Source organism: Caulobacter sp. GW821-FHT09H08 (genome assembly GCF_059415885.1).
The window spans coordinates 34,959-47,635 of record NZ_JBWKOC010000006.1; the positions used below are offsets into that span (position 1 = coordinate 34,959).

Consider the following 12,677-nt stretch of genomic DNA (forward strand, 5'->3'; position numbering starts at 1 on the left):
GAAACCCACCCTTCGACAAGCTCAGGGTGAGGTTTCTATTGGAGCGTCCGCATTGGTCCTCACCCTGAGCTTGTCGAAGGGCGAGGATCAGGCGCTCGCGCTGGCCCGCGCCGCCATCCGCTCGCGCCAGGCCAGCACGTGCTTGGCCTCGGCCGGTGTGTTCAGGCCCGTGAAGTCGGCGAAGTCCAGGGTCGTCTGTCCGGTGATGTCGGCGACCGTATAGGTGTCGCCGGCCAGGTAGGGGCGACCGTCGGACAGTTCGCGGTCAAGCCACAGCTGGGCTTTCTCGACCACTTCGCGGTTCGACTCGCCGAACTCGACGTTCTGCTTGAGGAGACGCGCGGTCAGCGGGTGGGCGTGGCGCCAGAACATCCCGACCGGCACCATCAGGCGAAACTCGACCCGGCGAGTCCACATCTCGACCTGGGCCTGCTCCAGCGCCGTGACCCCGAACAGCGGCGGGGTCGGATGCAGCACCTCGAAATAGCGGCAGATGGCGATCGTTTCGCTGATGGTCGTCCCGTCGTCGAGTTCCAGCACCGGCACCTGGCCCAGGCTGTTGCGCGCCAAGTGCTCGGGCGACCTATGACCGCCCTGCATCATGCCGATCCGGATTTCGGGAACCTCCAGGCCCTTCTCGGCCAGGAAGATCCGCACACGGCGCGGATTGGGCGCCGGCATGGCCTCGCCATAGAGCTTCATCGTCGACTCCCCGATCGCGGCGGCGCTGACGGCCGCCTTTCAAACGGATGTTAGAGTCTGCGCGCGACTTCCCGCAAGCCCGTGGCGAATAAAGACCTCGGCGGCCCTGTCGAAGGAGGCCGAACCTGTTTAGCCTTAACGGCGAACCGTCATTTCAAGAGCCTATCATGTCCAAGTTCTCGGCCTCCGACGCGGCCTTCTCCGGTTTCCGCCTAGTGCGCGAGAACCTGAGGTCCGTGAGCGTCTGGATGCTCATCATGACGGTGTTCTCGATCATCTCCAGCGTCCTGATGATCCAGTTCTTCGGCCCTCAGCTGGATGCGCTCTCCGCCGCTATGCCGGCGACCGGCGAAGAGCCGAACCCGGAGGACATGCAGAAGGCCCTCGAGAGCATGGTCCCGACCCTGATGCTCTCACTGCCTTACCTGTTGCTGGTGAACGGGGTGGTGTTCGCCGGGGTGAATCGGCTGATCCAGCGTCCCCTGGAGAAGGGCTTCGCCCACCTGCGTCTGGGCATGGACGAGGTTCGTCAGGGCGTCGTCTGGCTGATGTACAATCTGGTGCTCTTCGCGGTGTTCTCGACGGGCATGACCCTGTCCACCATCTTGGCCACCATGGGCGCTGGCGGCGCGCTGATGGCCCTGCTGGTGCTGGTTGGCATGATCTGGGCCGTGATCTATCTGGCCGTTCGCCTGTCGATCGCCACCGCCGCGACTTTCGACGAGGGCAAGATCGTCTTCTTCAAGTCGATGCCGCTGACCAAGGGCCAGTTCTGGCCGATGCTGGGCGCCTACTTCCTGGCCGGCGTCATGTGCGTGATCGTCTTCCTGCTGCTGACGGCCATCGTCAGCGGTGTGGCCGCGATCATCTCGGGCGACATCGGCGTCTCCAGCCGCCTGATGCGGGCCGATACGAGCTCGCTGAAGGTCTTCCTCACCCCGCTGGGCATGGCCCAGGCCATGCTGTCGGGCGTGCTGTCGGTGCTGACCAGCCTGGTCCTCTTCACTCCGGCCCCGACCATGTACATGGCCCTGAAGGGCAAGGACGAGACGCCGCCCGCCAGCCAGGGCGCCTGGTAGGCCGCCCGCTGGGTTTAGAACGAAAGACGCCCCGGAGATCGCTCTCCGGGGCGTTTCTCTTTTGAGGGCTTGGGGCCTTAGGCCCGCTTGGCCTTCTTCAGCTCAGCCACCCGCGCCTTGCGGCGTTCCTCGTGGCGCTCCAGCAGTTCCTTCAGGTAGCGGCCGGTCCAGCTGGTCTCGACCTTGGCCACGTCCTGGGGAGAGCCCACGGCGACGATCTCGCCGCCGCCGTCGCCGCCTTCCGGACCGAAGTCCAGCAGCCAGTCGGCGGTCTTCACCACGTCCAGGTTATGCTCGATGACGACCACGGTGTTGCCCTGGTCGACCAGCTCGTGCAGCACCTCGAGCAGCTTCTTGGTGTCCTCGAAGTGCAGGCCGGTGGTCGGCTCGTCGAGGATGTACAGCGTGCGGCCGGTGGCGCGCTTAGAGAGCTCCTTGGACAGCTTCACGCGCTGGGCCTCGCCGCCCGACAGGGTCGTGGCCTGCTGGCCGACCTTGATGTAGCTGAGGCCCACCCGCTTGAGGGTTTCCATCTTGTCGCGGATCGGCGGCACGGCCTTGAAGAAGTCGGCGGCCTCCTCGACGGTCATGTCCAGAACGTCGGCGATGGTCTTGCCCTTGAACAGCACGTCCAGGGTCTCGCGGTTGTAGCGCTTGCCCTTGCAGATATCGCAGGTGACGTAGACGTCGGGCAGGAAGTGCATCTCGATCTTGATGACACCGTCGCCCTGGCAGGCCTCGCAGCGGCCGCCCTTGACGTTGAAGCTGAAGCGCCCCGGGCCATAGCCGCGCGCCTTGCTCTCCGGCAGTTGGGCGAACCAGTCGCGGATCGGACCGAAGGCGCCGGTATAGGTCGCCGGGTTCGAGCGCGGGGTGCGGCCGATCGGCGACTGGTCGATGTCGATGACCTTGTCGAAGTTCTCCAGGCCCTCGATCCGCTCGTGCGGCGCCGGAGCGTCGCTGGCGTTGTTCAGGCGCCGCGCGGCGGCCTTGTAGAGGGTCTCGATCGTGAAGGTCGACTTGCCGCCGCCTGACACGCCGGTGATGCACGTGAAGGTGCCGACGGGGATCTCGCCCGTGACGCCCTTCAGGTTGTTGCCGGTCGCGCCGACGACACGCAGCACCTTCTTCTTGTTGATCGGGCGACGCTCTTCGGGCACCGCGATCTCGCGCACGCCGGTCAGGTACTGGCCGGTCAGGCTGTTGGGATTGGCCATGACGTCGGCCGGCTTGCCCTCGGCGACGATCTCGCCGCCATGGACGCCGGCGGCCGGGCCCATGTCGATGACGTAGTCGGCGGTGAGGATGGCCTCCTCGTCGTGTTCGACGACCAGCACCGAATTGCCCAGGTCCCGCAGGCCCTGCAGCGAGGTCAGCAGGCGAGTGTTGTCACGCTGGTGCAGGCCGATCGACGGCTCGTCCAGCACGTAGAGAACCCCCGTGAGGCCCGAGCCGATCTGGCTGGCCAGACGAATGCGCTGGCTCTCGCCGCCCGATAGGGTGCCCGAGCCGCGCGACAGGTTGAGGTAGTCCAGGCCGACGTCGACCAGGAACCGCAGGCGGTCGTTGATCTCCTTCAGGATCCGCCGGGCGATCTCCATCTGCTTGTCGGTCAGTTGGCCTTCCAGGCCGGCGAACCAGTCACGAGCCGGCCGGATGGCCAGCATCGAGACCTCGGCGATGTCCATGGCCGCGATCTTCACGGCCAGGGCTTCGGGCTTCAGGCGCTTGCCGTGGCAGGTTTCGCACGGGGTGTCGGACTGGTAGCGGCCCAGCTCTTCGCGGACCCAGCTGGAGTCCGTTTCGCGCCAGCGGCGTTCCAGGTTCGGCAGCACGCCCTCGAAGGGCTTCTCGACCTCGTACTTCCGGGCGTTGTCGTCATAGACGAACTTGATCTTCACGCCCTTGGAGCCCTGGAGGACTACCTCGCGAGCATCCGGCGACAGCTTGTGCCACGGCTCGTCCATCGAGAAGCCGTAGTGGCGGGCCAGGGCCTGCAGGGTCTGGGTGTAGAGCGGCGACGGGCCCTTGGCCCACGGGGCGACGGCGCCCTTGTGCAGGCTCTTGTCCTTGTCGGGGATCACCAGGTCGGCGTCGAAGGCCAGCTTCGCGCCCAGGCCGTCGCAGACCGGGCACGCGCCCGCCGGGTTGTTGAACGAGAACAGGCGCGGCTCGATTTCGGCGATCGTGAAGCCGCTGACCGGACAGGCGAAGCGCTCCGAGAACAGGATCCGACGCGGCTCCTTCTCGCCTTCCTCGATGGTGGCGAACTCGGCGACCGCCAGGCCATCGGCCAGGCGCAGGGCCTGTTCGATGGAGTCGGCCAGGCGCTGCTCCATGTCGGGCTTGGTGACCACGCGGTCCACGACCACGTCGATGTCGTGCTTGAACTTCTTGTCGAGGACCGGCGCGTCCTCGATCGGGTAGTACTCGCCATCGATCTTCAGCCGCTGGAAGCCGGCCTTCTGCCACTCGGCGATCTCCTTGCGGTACTCGCCCTTGCGGTCGCGAACGACAGGGGCCAGCAGATAGAGACGCGTGCCTTCGGGCAGGGCGGTGATCTTGTCGACCATCTGGCTGATGGTCTGGCTCTCGATCGGCAGGCCGGTGGCGGGCGAGTAGGGGGTCCCGACCCGCGCCCACAGCAGGCGCATGTAGTCGTGGATCTCGGTCACCGTGCCGACGGTCGAGCGCGGGTTGCGCGACGTCGTCTTCTGCTCGATCGAGATCGCGGGCGACAGGCCCTCGATCAGGTCGACGTCCGGCTTGCTCATCAGCTCCAGGAACTGACGGGCATAGGCCGACAGGCTCTCCACGTAGCGGCGCTGGCCCTCGGCATAGATCGTGTCGAAGGCCAGGGACGACTTGCCCGAGCCGGACAGGCCGGTCAGCACGACCAGCTCGCCACGCGGGATGTCGACGCTGACGTCCTTGAGATTGTGCTCACGGGCGCCGCGAACGCGGATGAAGTTCAGTTGCTCAGCCATGTTTTCCGGAACGTTGGGCCGCACGATTGGTGGCGGCGCAGCGGCTATATGTAGGGCTCGAAGCGCGAATTAACACAAGAACAAGATGCGAACAAATGTCGCGCGCGCGAGGCGGCCTTTCTGCTGACAGCGGATGTCAGCAGCGGCGCCGCCAATAAGGCGCCGCTTGACACCGGATGGTCTCGAAACCGGCGCCATTCGCGCGCGTCGTCCCCGCCCAGCTTAACCGGAGGTGGCGGCGGCATGGGGCGGAGGGGGACCGATCGGTGGATCGCCGTGTGCGGTGGCGTGCTGGTCAATGGCCTGATCCTCGGCGCCCTGGTGCTGATTGAGGAGCCCGCGCCGTTGGTCGAGGAGCCGCCGACCATTCTCGTGGAGCTGGAACGGCCGGAGAAGCAGAAACAGCCGACGAAGTTGGTCTCGGTTGCGTCCGGCTCGCCGTCGGTCGCCGCGCTGGCGTCACCGGATCGATCCGCGATTTCGGAAGGGCCCACGGCGACGACACAGGCGGCCCCGAACGCGCCGCCCGCGCCCGCCATCGATCCGCAATGGCGGATGGATCAGAGGACCATCGACCGCTGGAAGATCACGGAGGGCGTACCGGAGTGGGGCTGGGGCCGTTACTACCGCGCCTGCCAGGGCCTTAGCAGCGAGCACATGACCGACGAGGAGAAGGACAAGTGCTACGGCGGCTGGGGCGGCAAACCGCGCGACAAGCGCCCATCGGCCAACTTCATTGGCCCGATAGACGAGACGAAGTGGGAGACGCCAGGACCCAAGGCGGCGCCTGACCCGCACGAGGTGCGCAAGCAGCGCTGCCGCGACTATCGCCGGGGTCGCACACCCGGCTTCAGCGAGCGAAACCTCGCCTCGACCGGCAGCCCGTCGCCCAGCCTGCGCGACGGCGGCTGCTTCTGAGCAGGCCCATTGCCTGTGCGCGCGAAGGTGGCATCATCGCGCCATGACCCGCCTTCGCAGAGCCGTCGCCGCGCTGGCGACCATCACCGCCCTGATGGGCGCCGCCGTGGCCCGCGCCGAGGCGCCGCCGTCGCCGTTGCTGGCCCCGCTGGACGTCAACAAGGCCCAGAGTTGGGGCGAGGCCCTGGCCGCCTGCGACATGACCCGCTTCCTGCTGTCGGACCCGGACGTCACGGCCAACACCATCATCGCGCCGGGCGACGGGGCGCTGCGGATCCTCTACCCGCCGCTCTACATCCCGACGAACCTGTTCTACGCGCCGTCGCTGGCCGAGGCGTTCGAGACCCTGCAGGCCAAGGGCGAGGTCGACCGCAAGAGCGTGACCGACGCCCGCTTCCGGCTGGCCTCGGCGATCGTGCCGAAGTTCCGCAGAGGCGACACGGTCGAGAAGACCTTCCTCACCGACCAGATGAAGTTGTGCAACGTCCTGACCGACGGCGTGGCGGCTCAAAAGCCGAAGAAGTGAAGTCCAAGACCTGATGGTCGTTCGGATTCGCTAAACCCTGTTTGGAAGCGGGTTCTTCAGTCCACGCATGGTTTAACGCCCACCATCGGGCGGTGGCTCGACCTTGGAAGGGACCGAGCCATGGCCAAGAAGGCCGCCGCCGCTGAAAGCGGGAAACAGGAAGCCAAGCACGACGCCTTCGACGCGTTGAAGGCGCCCAAGCCGCGTTCGGTCATCATCGACATGATGGTGTTCTGCGGCGGGATCGGCTCGCTGATCTGGGTCCTGAACAACATGGTCCCGAACTAGGCTCCCTAGGCGCGGTCGATCCTCGCCGCGTAGCAGCCCCACTTGGCGTAGTGGGCGTGCAGGTAGGCGATCTCCGGATTTTCGAACAATGTCGCGATCAGGCTGTCGGCCTGCGCGCCCTCGACGATGTCGGCGGCGCGCATCATGCCGTCGGCGTCGAAGGCGCGTAGGGCCAGCAGGCGGCGGCGCAGGGCGGGCGGCATCGCATCGACCGTGGCGGCGGGCTCCACGCCTTCGCGGACGAAGATGGCGTGGCTGGCGCGGAACGGCGTCGGCGCGGGCTGGTGCTCGTAATTGACTAGGATCAGCGTCTCGCCGACCTCGGCGTCGTCCAGGCTCACCCGGCAGGGAAAGCCCAGCCTGGCGTCGGCGACCACGCGACGAGCGCCGTGGCGGGCCAGGGTCTCGTCGTCCATCGAGAACAACGGGGCGAACGGTTCGGCGGGCAGGCTGGTGACGGCGTAGGCCATGAGAGGAACTCCTGTGTTGGCCTCGTTCTCGCGCCGCCGGCCGCACTGCGACACCCGATCCTTGCGGTCGCCAGTCACGCTTGCCGAACCGCGTTCGCGGGCGTAGAAGCCCGGCTCCCAACCGATGGAGGCTCCCATGATCAGCAAGCCGGAAGACCGCTTCGTCCTTCCCGTTTCCCTGACCGTGGGTTCGCATGTCCTTCGTCACTCTGGATGCCGTTTCCGCCGCAACGCCTGACGGCCGGCCGCTCTTCGAAAACCTGAACCTGTCCATCGGGGCCGAGCGCATCGGCCTGGTGGGACGCAACGGCGTGGGCAAGTCGACTTTGCTGGCGCTGATTGCCGGTGCGCGCTCGCCGCTGTCTGGAACCGTCGCCCGCGTCGGCTCGGTCGGCGTGCTGGACCAGGCGCCGGACCTTTCCGGCAACACGCGGCTGGTCGGCCTGCTGGGCGTCGGCCCGGACTGGGACCGCCTCTCGCGCATCGAACGCGGGGAGGGCGACGAGGCCGATCTCTCGGACGCCGACTGGGATCTGCCCGCGCGACTGGACCAGGCCCTGGCCGACGTCGGTCTCTCCGGTCTTGATCCCGAGCGACCAGCGGCGGCGCTGTCGGGTGGCCAGGCGACGCGGGCGGGGCTGGCGCGGCTGCTGATCGCTCGGCCCGACGTGCTGCTGCTGGACGAGCCGACCAACAACCTCGACGCCGAGGCCAAGGCGCTGGTCGCTCGGGTGCTGGCGCGCTGGCGCGGCGGAGCGGTGGTGGTCAGCCACGACAGGAGCCTGCTGCGTGGCATGGACCGGATCGTCGAGCTGTCGTCGCTGGGCGCGCGCTCGTACGGCGGCGGCTGGGACCTCTATGCCGAACGCAAGGCCGCCGAGTCCGAGGCCGCCCAGCGCGACCTCGACCACGCCGAGAAGGAAGTCCGTCGCGTCGCCCGCGAGGCCCAGGTCGCCCGCGAGCGCAAGGACCGCCGCGACGCTGCCGGCCGCAAGTTCGCCGACCGGGGCGGCACGCCGAAGATCCTGCTCGGCATGATGGCCGAGCGGGCCGAGAACAGCGGCGCGCGCGAAGGCAAGCTGGCCGAGAAGCTGACGGCCCAGGCGACGGAAGCGAAGGCTTCGGCGGAAGCTCGCGTCGAGCGCGCCCGGACGCTGGGCTTCGACCTGCCGTCCAGCGGCCTGCCGGAGGGGCGGACGGTGCTGTCCTTCGAGAACATCGCCTTCGCCTGGCCAAGCGGGACGCCGTTGATCGAGGGGCTGACCTTCCGTTTGGCCGGGCCGGAGCGCGTGGCGGTGTCCGGCGCGAACGGGACGGGGAAGACCAGCCTGATCCGCCTGGCGACGGGGGATCTGTCGCCGACCGGCGGGGAAGTCCGCCTCGGCGTTCCAGTCGCCTTGCTGGACCAGCGCGCCGCGCTGCTGAACGACGACGAGACCATCCTGGAGAACTTCCGCCGTCTGAACCCGGGCGCCAGCCAGAACGACGCCCACGCGGCCCTGGCGCGGTTCCTGTTCCGCAACACCGCCGCCCATCAGGTGGCTGGCACCCTGAGCGGCGGCGAGCGCCTGCGGGCGGCCCTGGCCTGCATGCTCTGCGCCGCCACGCCGCCGCAGCTGCTCATCCTCGACGAGCCGACCAACCACCTGGACCTTTCCTCCATCGAGGCCGTCGAGGCGGCGCTGTCCGGCTATGACGGGGCGCTGCTGGTCGTCAGTCACGACGAGGAATTCCTGGCCGCCATCGGCGTCGAGCGGCGGATCGTCCTCGGATCGCATGGCACGCCAAGGGATTTGTCAGCTTAATGTGACCGCTAACATTGCGTCTTGACTTGGTGACGTCAGGCCACGGTAACTACGGCATGAGCGGCGACCGGGACCACCCCCTCCGGGTGACATTGAGCGAACTGATGCACCTGCGGGCGCTGCCATTGGACCGGGCGCCGGTCCGCCTGCGCCAGTGGGTGTTCCTGGTCGAGCCCGATGATCGCGCCGCCGAGAGCGCCTTCGTCGCCCTGTTCGCGCCAGGCCAGGACGCCGCCTTGGGCCGCGCCGTCGTCGCCGATGAGAGCGGCGGTTGGCTGTGGGAGCGGCATCAGGAGTTCTCGACCTGGACCTGGTTCGCCTGTGGCCCGCTGGGCCGCGATCTCGGCTTCGAGCCGCGGTCGAACGAGAGCTTCTTCTGGCTGGACGGCGCGCCGGGCCAGGTGTTTCGAGGCGTCGAAATCTCCGTCTCCGCGCCGGGCGCCAAGCCGCCGGCCGACGCGGCGCTGGGCCGGCATATCGATCTGCATCGCTGCGTCTCGTGCGAGGTGTTCGACGGGGCGGCGCGCATCTGGACCGACTTCCGCCTGCGCGAGGGCGGGACGGGGCGCATCCACGTGCACAATATCAGCCTGGCCAACGACGAGGTCTCGCGCCTGCTCCAGACCCTACTGGAGGTCGGCAACTATCGGAAATTGGCCCTGATCGGCTTCCCGCCGGCGCGCGAGCTGCTGGCCTGGCTGGACGGGGCCGAGGCGCGGTTGGCCGGGATCACCAGCGGCCTGGCGGCGGGCGAGGACAGCCAGACGGTGCTGGACCACCTGCTGGCGCTTTCCGCCGAGGTCGAGCTGCGGGCCGCCAAGAACCGCTTCCGGCGCGGGGCCACCGAGTCCTATCACCGCCTGACCCTGGACCGGCTGGAGGCCCTGCGCGAGCGGCGCGTCGCCGGTCACTCCACAATGAGCGAGTTCATCGCCCGGCGCCTTCTGCCGGCCATGCGAACGCGCGAGGCGGCCGATCGGCGGCTGGATGATCTTTCCCTGCGCATCGCCCGCAGCGGCGACCTGCTGCGCACCAAGCTCGGCTTGGCCCAGGATCGCCAGAACCAGGAGACCCTGCGCGGCATGGACGCCAGCCTGCAACTGCAGACCAAGTTGCAGGGCCTGGTCGAAGGGCTGTCGATCTTCGCGGTCGGCTACTACGTGCTGGGCTTGCTGGGCTATCTCTTGAAGCCTTGGCTGCATGGCTGGCCGGGCGGAGGAGAGCGGGTGCTGTCGGCCCTGGTTCCGCTGGTGCTGGTCGGGATCGCCCTTAGCCTGCACCGCCGCAAGAAGCGGTTGATCGACGGCCCGCACTAGGCCCTTAGTCCGGGCTTGGACCTCGAAGCCTTCATTCAGGAGCGCCTGCCGCTGGAGCCCGCGCCCGGCGTGCCGGAGGTGCGGCTGCACCGCGCCGGTCCCCGCAGCGGCCTGATGCGGCTGGCGCAGGTCGATCCGGACTTCGGCTCGCCCTACTGGGCGCGGACGTGGGGCGGAGGGCTGGCCCTGGCGCGACATGTGCTGGATCGCCCTGAAACGGTCGACGGCAAGCGGGTGCTGGACCTGGGCGCCGGCTCGGGCCTCGTCGCCATCGCCGCCGCCTTGGCGGGCGCGAGCGAGGTGAGGGCGGCCGATGTCGATCCCTACGCGGTGACCGCCACGCGCCTGAACGCCGCCGCCAACGGGGTGAAGGTCGAGGCCATCCACGGTGATCTGACGACGGGCGAACCGCCTTCGGTCGATCTGATGCTGGTGGGCGATCTCTTCTACGACCCGGACCTGGCGACGCGGGTCCTGGCCTATCTGCAGCGCTGCGTGGCGGCCGGGATCGCGGTGCTGATCGGCGATCCCTGGCGGGCCTCGCTGCCGAGCGACCGCCTGGCGGTGGTCGCGGAATATCCGGTCGCCGACTATGGCGACCCGGACGGCGCGGCGCGGGCCGCAGCCGTCTTTGTCCTGAAGTCCTAGGCCTTGCGGTTCAGGGTGATCGCCGCGCCATGCTGCGGGCGGTCGTTGATCATGCCGCCGCCGCCATAGGTGGTGGCCGGCGCGGCGCGCTGGTTGGCGATTTCCTGAGCCACGGCGTGGACCAGGCCCTCGGTCACGGTCTTGGCGGCGGTGACGGCGCGCGCCTGGCGGGCCAGGACGGCGTCGAAGGCTTCGGTGGCGCGCATCAGGCGCTGGCGCAGTTCGGGGCGCGCGGCCTCGACCAGGGCCACGTTGTGCCGCACCCGCATCGACTCGTGCCGATAGACGTTGGCGAGCTTGGCGGTCTCCTCGACGTACTGCGCCGCCTCGTGCGGGCGGTGGGTCTCGAAGGCGTGCGCTTCCTTGGCGATCAGGTCGGTCAGGCGCTCGGTCAGCAGGATCAGCTGGTGGACGCGATCGTCGGCGTCGATGGCGGCGATGGCCATGGGGCTACTCCTTCAGACCTTGCATCTTCAGCATTTCGCGCTGGATCGTGGATGCCAGACCGATGCCGCCCGACTGGGTGACCTGCTTGGACATCGCGTCGGTCAGCACCGACTTGAACATCGCCTCGCCGTTGCCGCCGCCGAACGGTTCGGAGGTTTTCACGCCCTCGAACATCTGCTGCATCATCACCGACATGAACGAGCTCTCGAAGTTCTGGGCGGTCGCGGCGATCTTGGCGCGCTTGGCCTTTTCGTCGGGCGACTGAACGGCGGTCTGCACCGCCTGGGCGGCCGACTTGACCGAAGCGGCCGCGGCGCCCAGCTGCGGCGAGAGGGTGGAGAGCGTCGACAGCATGCTCATCACATCACCTCGATGTCGGCTTGCAGGGCGCCGGCCGCCTTCACGGCCTGCAGGATCGAGATCATGTCGCGAGGCGTGACGCCTAGGGCGTTCAAGCCACCGACGAGGCTCTTCAGCGAGGCCGCGCCGCCCAGGGTGAGCAGTTGCTTGCCCTTCTCCTCGTCGATGCTGACGGTCGACTGCGGGATGACCTTGGTCTGGCCCTGGCTGAACGCGCCGGGCTGGCTGACCGCCGGGTTCTCCTGGACCGTGATGGTCAGGTTGCCCTGGGCGATCGCCACTTGGCTGATGCGGACGTCGTCGCCCATGACGATGACGCCGGCCACTTCGTCGATCACCACCTTGGCCGGAGCGTCGGGCTCGACTTCCAGGTTCTCGATGTTGGTCATGAAGGTGATCATGTCCGTGCCGGGAGGGGCGCGGGTGGCGATGATGGTCGGGTTCTGGGCCTGGGCGCAGCCGGGGAACTTGGCGTTGATGGCGTCGGCGATGCGGCGGGCGGTGGTGAAGTCCGGATTGCGCAGGGTCAGGCGCATGATGTCCATGTTGACCATCTGGAAGCCGGTCTCGCGCTCGATGATGCCGCCCGAGGCGATGCGCCCGGCGGTCGGCACGCCCTTGGTGACCGAGCTGCCCGAAGCGCCGCCGGCCGAAACCGAACCGGTCTGCACGGTGCCTTGGGCGACGGCATAGGTCTGGCCGTCCGCGCCTTGCAGGCTGGTGACCAGCAGCGTGCCGCCCAGCAGGCTCTTGGCGTCGCCCAGGGCCGAAACGGTCACGTCCAGCTTCGAACCGGCCGCGCCGAACGCGGGCAGGTTGGCGGTGACCATGACCGTGGCTGTGTTCTTGGTGTTGAGGTTCGCGTCGCGGACGTTGACGCCCTGGCGTTCCAGCATCGCTTCCAGGCTCTGCTTGGTCATCGGCGCGTTGCGCAGAGAGTCCCCCGAACCGTTCAGGCCGACGACGACGCCGTAGCCGATCAGCTGGTTGTCCCGGACGCCCTCGAAGGCGACGATGTCCTTGATGCGCGACTTGGCGAAAGCCGGACCCGCGACGAACGCGGACGCGGCGACCAGGGCGATCAGAACGGTGCGAAAGAATGAACGCGGCATGGTAGTCCCGTGACGGGGA

General features: G+C 68.1%; 14 protein-coding genes and 1 pseudogene. 8 read left to right on the plus strand and 7 right to left on the minus strand.

The window, feature by feature from the left end; translation table 11 throughout:
- Positions 1-8: 8 nt before the first annotated feature.
- Together AC07NN_RS20115 and AC07NN_RS20120 are read right to left on the minus strand one after the other, a co-directional pair.
- Positions 9-91 (minus strand): annotated as a pseudogene (locus AC07NN_RS20115) (hypothetical protein); the annotation flags it as partial.
- On the minus strand, positions 88-702 hold the full coding sequence (locus tag AC07NN_RS20120; RefSeq protein ID WP_494645092.1) for a glutathione S-transferase family protein: 615 nt from the start codon (positions 700-702) through the stop codon (positions 88-90). The pseudogene AC07NN_RS20115 and the gene AC07NN_RS20120, both read right to left, overlap by 4 nt.
- 167 nt (positions 703-869) lie before the next feature.
- Here AC07NN_RS20120 and AC07NN_RS20125 point away from each other — a divergent pair, with 167 nt between their 5' ends.
- On the plus strand, positions 870-1,781 hold the full coding sequence (locus AC07NN_RS20125) for a hypothetical protein (protein ID WP_494645094.1): 912 nt from the start codon (positions 870-872) through the stop codon (positions 1,779-1,781).
- Positions 1,782-1,858: 77 nt separating this feature from the next.
- Here the strand turns inward: AC07NN_RS20125 and uvrA are convergent, their stop codons facing one another.
- The gene (uvrA, locus tag AC07NN_RS20130) at positions 1,859-4,768 is read right to left on the minus strand and encodes an excinuclease ABC subunit UvrA (RefSeq protein WP_494645096.1); all 2,910 of its coding nucleotides are present in this window, start codon (positions 4,766-4,768) and stop codon (positions 1,859-1,861) included.
- A gap of 243 nt (positions 4,769-5,011) precedes the next feature.
- On the opposite strand from uvrA, the gene AC07NN_RS20135 reads away from it, so the two are divergent.
- The 3 genes from AC07NN_RS20135 to AC07NN_RS20145 all read left to right on the plus strand — a co-directional run bounded on the left by AC07NN_RS20135 (position 5,012) and on the right by AC07NN_RS20145 (position 6,500).
- Positions 5,012-5,686: a hypothetical protein gene (locus AC07NN_RS20135; protein ID WP_494645098.1), complete on the plus strand. Its 675-nt coding sequence runs from the start codon at positions 5,012-5,014 to the stop codon at positions 5,684-5,686.
- A gap of 43 nt (positions 5,687-5,729) precedes the next feature.
- Positions 5,730-6,212 carry a hypothetical protein gene (locus tag AC07NN_RS20140; protein ID WP_494645100.1) on the plus strand — a complete coding sequence of 161 codons (483 nt, stop codon included), beginning with the start codon at positions 5,730-5,732 and terminating at the stop codon, positions 6,210-6,212.
- Positions 6,213-6,332: 120 nt separating this feature from the next.
- On the plus strand, positions 6,333-6,500 hold the full coding sequence (locus tag AC07NN_RS20145; protein ID WP_494645102.1) for a hypothetical protein: 168 nt from the start codon (positions 6,333-6,335) through the stop codon (positions 6,498-6,500).
- A 5-nt stretch (positions 6,501-6,505) separates the two neighbouring features.
- Here AC07NN_RS20145 and AC07NN_RS20150 read toward each other — a convergent pair whose 3' ends face one another.
- Positions 6,506-6,970 carry a DUF1203 domain-containing protein gene (locus AC07NN_RS20150; protein ID WP_494645104.1) on the minus strand — a complete coding sequence of 155 codons (465 nt, stop codon included), beginning with the start codon at positions 6,968-6,970 and terminating at the stop codon, positions 6,506-6,508.
- Between the two features lie 124 nt (positions 6,971-7,094).
- On the opposite strand from AC07NN_RS20150, the gene AC07NN_RS20155 reads away from it, so the two are divergent.
- From AC07NN_RS20155 to AC07NN_RS20170, 4 genes are read left to right on the plus strand one after another with little or no spacing between them, the layout of a single operon-like run.
- A complete protein-coding gene (locus AC07NN_RS20155; RefSeq protein WP_494645106.1) occupies positions 7,095-7,208 on the plus strand; it encodes a hypothetical protein in 114 nt (37 codons plus the stop codon).
- On the plus strand, positions 7,165-8,775 hold the full coding sequence (locus AC07NN_RS20160) for an ABC-F family ATP-binding cassette domain-containing protein (protein WP_494645108.1): 1,611 nt from the start codon (positions 7,165-7,167) through the stop codon (positions 8,773-8,775). The genes AC07NN_RS20155 and AC07NN_RS20160 overlap by 44 nt, the downstream gene beginning before the upstream one ends.
- Positions 8,776-8,831: 56 nt before the next feature.
- Positions 8,832-10,091, plus strand: coding sequence for a DUF3422 domain-containing protein (locus tag AC07NN_RS20165; protein ID WP_494645110.1), 1,260 nt, complete (start codon positions 8,832-8,834; stop codon positions 10,089-10,091).
- A 15-nt stretch (positions 10,092-10,106) separates the two neighbouring features.
- Entirely contained in the window at positions 10,107-10,739 is a 633-nt protein-coding gene (locus AC07NN_RS20170; RefSeq protein WP_494645112.1) for a class I SAM-dependent methyltransferase, read from the plus strand.
- Here AC07NN_RS20170 and AC07NN_RS20175 read toward each other — a convergent pair.
- From AC07NN_RS20175 to AC07NN_RS20185, 3 genes are read right to left on the minus strand one after another with little or no spacing between them, the layout of a single operon-like run.
- On the minus strand, positions 10,736-11,185 hold the full coding sequence (locus AC07NN_RS20175; RefSeq protein ID WP_494645114.1) for a flagellar basal body protein: 450 nt from the start codon (positions 11,183-11,185) through the stop codon (positions 10,736-10,738). The two genes, AC07NN_RS20170 and AC07NN_RS20175, sit on opposite strands and share 4 nt — an antisense overlap.
- Before the next feature lie 4 nt (positions 11,186-11,189).
- The gene (locus tag AC07NN_RS20180) at positions 11,190-11,546 is read right to left on the minus strand and encodes a rod-binding protein (RefSeq protein ID WP_494645116.1); all 357 of its coding nucleotides are present in this window, start codon (positions 11,544-11,546) and stop codon (positions 11,190-11,192) included.
- Positions 11,546-12,658 carry a flagellar basal body P-ring protein FlgI gene (locus AC07NN_RS20185; protein WP_494645118.1) on the minus strand — a complete coding sequence of 371 codons (1,113 nt, stop codon included), beginning with the start codon at positions 12,656-12,658 and terminating at the stop codon, positions 11,546-11,548. Before AC07NN_RS20185 ends, AC07NN_RS20180 begins: the two co-directional genes overlap by 1 nt.
- Positions 12,659-12,677 lie beyond the last annotated feature (19 nt).

Coding starts and splice junctions, on each gene's coding strand:
- AC07NN_RS20120 (WP_494645092.1), bottom strand. CDS start 702: ATGAAGCTCTATGGCGAGGCCATGCCGGCGCCCAATCCGCGCCGTGTG.
- AC07NN_RS20125 (WP_494645094.1), top strand. CDS start 870: ATGTCCAAGTTCTCGGCCTCCGACGCGGCCTTCTCCGGTTTCCGCCTA.
- uvrA (WP_494645096.1), bottom strand. CDS start 4,768: ATGGCTGAGCAACTGAACTTCATCCGCGTTCGCGGCGCCCGTGAGCAC.
- AC07NN_RS20135 (WP_494645098.1), top strand. CDS start 5,012: ATGGGGCGGAGGGGGACCGATCGGTGGATCGCCGTGTGCGGTGGCGTG.
- AC07NN_RS20140 (WP_494645100.1), top strand. CDS start 5,730: ATGACCCGCCTTCGCAGAGCCGTCGCCGCGCTGGCGACCATCACCGCC.
- AC07NN_RS20145 (WP_494645102.1), top strand. CDS start 6,333: ATGGCCAAGAAGGCCGCCGCCGCTGAAAGCGGGAAACAGGAAGCCAAG.
- AC07NN_RS20150 (WP_494645104.1), bottom strand. CDS start 6,970: ATGGCCTACGCCGTCACCAGCCTGCCCGCCGAACCGTTCGCCCCGTTG.
- AC07NN_RS20155 (WP_494645106.1), top strand. CDS start 7,095: ATGGAGGCTCCCATGATCAGCAAGCCGGAAGACCGCTTCGTCCTTCCC.
- AC07NN_RS20160 (WP_494645108.1), top strand. CDS start 7,165: ATGTCCTTCGTCACTCTGGATGCCGTTTCCGCCGCAACGCCTGACGGC.
- AC07NN_RS20165 (WP_494645110.1), top strand. CDS start 8,832: ATGAGCGGCGACCGGGACCACCCCCTCCGGGTGACATTGAGCGAACTG.
- AC07NN_RS20175 (WP_494645114.1), bottom strand. CDS start 11,185: ATGGCCATCGCCGCCATCGACGCCGACGATCGCGTCCACCAGCTGATC.
- AC07NN_RS20180 (WP_494645116.1), bottom strand. CDS start 11,546: ATGAGCATGCTGTCGACGCTCTCCACCCTCTCGCCGCAGCTGGGCGCC.
- AC07NN_RS20185 (WP_494645118.1), bottom strand. CDS start 12,658: ATGCCGCGTTCATTCTTTCGCACCGTTCTGATCGCCCTGGTCGCCGCG.